Annotated in this window: 2 protein-coding genes; both read left to right on the plus strand. The window is 63.7% G+C overall.

Translation table 11 applies throughout. The features are described from left to right. Positions 1 to 234: 234 nt before the first annotated feature. Positions 235 to 2,994, plus strand: coding sequence for a TonB-dependent receptor (locus ACE026_RS06105; protein ID WP_486038362.1), 2,760 nt, complete (start codon positions 235 to 237; stop codon positions 2,992 to 2,994). Between the two features lie 253 nt (positions 2,995 to 3,247). Further along, complete coding sequence (locus ACE026_RS06110) at positions 3,248 to 3,502, plus strand: hypothetical protein (protein WP_486038363.1); 255 nt, start codon at positions 3,248 to 3,250, stop codon at positions 3,500 to 3,502. Positions 3,503 to 3,717: the final 215 nt, after the last annotated feature.

The following is a 3,717-nucleotide window of genomic DNA, read 5'->3' on the forward strand; positions in this document are numbered from 1 at the left end:
CCGCCACTACCATCCACGGTTGCATGGCAGACCGTGGCGCGGCAGCGCGACTGCGATAACGCACCTGTAATCGCTTCCAATGCTGCAAACGTCATTGAATACGTATGCAGGGTGATTCCCGCAGCCGAAGCGCTGCCTACCATAGCCACGCAGTCAACGGCCACCGCGCCATGACGCTCCCGGGTCCTCCGGGCAACCAAAAAATCGATTGGCAACATTGCCTGGGAGGGGAAAATGTTGAACCGCAAGCGCAGCGCGCTGAGTCTCGCGCTGGCCGTCGCCCTGACGCCGTTGATGGCGTCGGCGCAGACCGCCGAACCCAGTACCACCACCGCACCGACCGGTACCGCGGCGACCAATCTGGACACCGTCCAGGTCACCGGCATCCGCCGCGGCATCGAGAATGCGATCGCGATCAAGCAGGACGCCACGTCGGTGGTCGAAGCGATCTCGGCCGAGGACATCGGCAAGCTGCCGGACGTGAGCATCGCCGAATCGCTGGGCCGCCTGCCCGGCCTGGCCGCCCAGCGCGTGGCCGGGCGTGCCCAGGTGATCAGCGTGCGCGGTCTGTCGCCGGACTTCGCCACCACCCTGCTCAACGGGCGCGAAGTGGTCAGCACCGGTGACAACCGCAGCGTCGAGTTCGATCAGTACCCCTCGGAACTGGTCAACGGCGTGACCGTCTACAAGACGCCGGATGCGGCGCTGGTCGGCCAGGGCCTGTCGGGCACCATCGACATGCAGACGGTGCGCCCACTGAGCTTCGCCGAGCGCGTGATCGCCATCAGCGGCCGCTACCAGAAGAGCTCGCTGGGCAAGGCCGCCAACGTCGACCCGTACGGCAACCGTTTCAGCGCCAGCTACATCGACCAGTTCCTCGACAACACGCTGGGCATCTCGATCGGCTACGCGCACAGCGACATGCCCATCCAGGAAAACCAGGTGGGCCTGTACGAACCGTGGACCACCGAACAGACCGACCAGGGCAACCGCCCTGGCCTGGCCCCGGGCACCGTGTTCTCCGATGGCATCAAGGCCCTGCGCCGCACCGGCAACAACGAGCGTGACGGCGTGATGGCCACCGTGCAGTTCCGCCCGTCGAACGTGTGGACCAGCACCCTGGATGCCTTCCATACCGAAGCCGAGCAGATCGATACGGCCAACCAGTTCGAGGTCAACCTCAGCAACTACAACGGCGGCTACACCCCGGGCCTGCTGATCACCAACCCGCAGATCAACGCCGATGGCACGTTCGCCGGCGGCGTGGCGACCGGCGTGTACCCGCTGGTGCGCGGCATGTACAACAAGCGCAAGGACAAGATCGACGCGTTCGGCTGGAACAACGAGTTCAACTTCGAACGCGTCAAGGTCGTCGCCGATGTGAACTACTCCAAGGCCACGCGCAACGAACTGAACCTGGAGAACAACCTGCAGCTCACGCCGATGCCGCAGCTGGATTCGGTCGGGGTGGTGGTCAAGCCGGATGGGTTCTCGCAGATCAGCCCGGGGCTGGACTACTCCAACCCCGACGCGCTGTTCCTGACCAACACCATCTACGGCTCCGGCTACGGCAAGGTGCCGATGGTCGAAGACCGCCTGAAGGGCGCCCGCCTGCAGGCCACCTTCGCGATGCCCGATTCGCTGCCGTGGTTCTCCGATGTGGACGTGGGCGTGAACTACGCCGACCGTCGCAAGGACAAGACCCAGGCCGAGGGCAACATCCTGCTCGGCGACCAGGGCGATGCCAACATCGCCGGTGACCTGCAATACGCACCGGTCAACCTCGGCTTCGCCGGCATCGGCTACATCCCCGCCTGGAACGTACCGGCTGCGGTGGACCGCTACATGGTCTTCAACCCGGTCACCAACCTGGACTACCTGATTCCCAAGGCCTGGACGGTGCAGGAAAAGACCAGCACCGCGTGGATCCGCGCGAACATCAACACCGATCTGGGCGAGGTCGGCCTGCGCGGCAACATCGGCGTGCAGATGGTGCGCACCGACCAGAGCTCGCAGTCCAACTACTTCGACCGCTCGCGTCCCGATGGCCAGAACATCCTGCCGATCGATGACGGCAAGACCTACACCGATTGGCTGCCGAGCGTGAACCTGGCCTTCATGTTCCCGCACCAGCAGACGCTGCGCTTCGCCGTGGCCAAGCAGGTGGCACGCCCGCGCGTGGACCAGATGCGTGCCGGCCTGGAGTTCGGCGTGGACACCGCCACCGGCAAGCCTGGCGGCAGCGGTGGCAACCCGCTGCTGGATCCGTGGCGCGCCAATGCGATCGATCTGTCGTACGAGAAGTACTTCGGCGAGAAGGCCTATGTGGCCGCCGCGGTGTTCTTCAAGGATCTGAAGTCCTACGTCTACACGCAGTCGCGCGATGACTACGACTTCAGCGACCTGCTGGCCAGCTACGTACCACCGCCGGGCATGATCGTCCCGGTCCTGCCGACCGGCACCTTCTCTGCCCCGCAGAATGGCCAGGGTGGCAAGCTGAAGGGCCTGGAGCTGACCGCCTCGTTCCCACTGGAGATGCTGACCGAGAGCCTGCGTGGCTTCGGTGTACAGGCCAGTGCGACGTTCAATGACAGTGACATCAAGATCCTCGATCCGGAAAGCGCCTCCAGCGTGGGCAGCGATCCGATCAGCCTGCCGGGTCTGTCCGAGCGTGTGTACAACTTCACGGCGTACTACGAGCGCAGTGGGTTCGAGGCCCGCGTGAGCCAGCGCCGTCGTTCGGATTTCATCGGTGAGATCGGCAATTTCAACGGCAACCGGACGTTGCGTTATGTGGTCGGTGAGAACGTGACAGATGCGCAGGTCAGCTACACCTTCGCGGACAGCAGCAGTCTGCATGGGCTGACGCTGTTGCTGCAGGGAAGCAATCTGACCAACGAGCCGTATCGCACCTACGCTGGCACGACGGATCGTCCGTTGGAGTACGTGGAGTGGGGCCGCACGTACATGCTGGGCGTGAACTACAAGTTCTGATGTTGCTCTTGTCAGCGACTTAGTGGCGACATCGAAGATCCGAAGAACCCGCTGCTATTTGCAGCGGGTTTTTTATTGGTTTACCCCGCCCTCTCAAAAGCGTCAGTGCCGGCTGTCCGTGGCCTGGTCGGGGGTGTATGGGTTCGCGGGACGCGCCGTAAACCCATCCTTGGGGGCTCGTGAGCCGCATCCATGCGGCACAACGGTCCCGCCAACCCACACACCCCCGCCCTTCGACAGTTGGTTGGTGGCCATGGCAGTGCAGTGCAGTGCAAAGCAAAGCCTGATCGAACGAGATATCTGCGGCTCGGACCAGCTCGAGCAGTTCCCCCGCCTCGACACTGTTGAGCGTGCTGACTGCGTCGAACGCCACGATAGCCTTGACCCTTCGGACCGCACCGATTGCACCGAGCATCTCGACCGCGCCACCCGCTCCGACCATTGCGCAGGCTTCAAATGCTTCGAATGCTTCGAATGCTTCAAGTGCTTCAACTGCTTCCACACCTGAGACCAGCGCGACAGCTCAAGCCTTTCGGATTCCGGTCAACATCAGCCTCGCGGGTGCCATGACGTGCCTGCCCGTCATCGCTTTTCCCTTGCGCACCGGCACATTGTCAAAGGGTGGGCAGGGGTGGGTTGGCGGGACCGTATGCCGCCATGGATGGCGGCATACGAGCTTACATGGACGTACTTGCAGCGGGTCCCGCTGACCCACCCCTGCCC

Source organism: Stenotrophomonas sp. AGC87 (assembly GCF_057333975.1).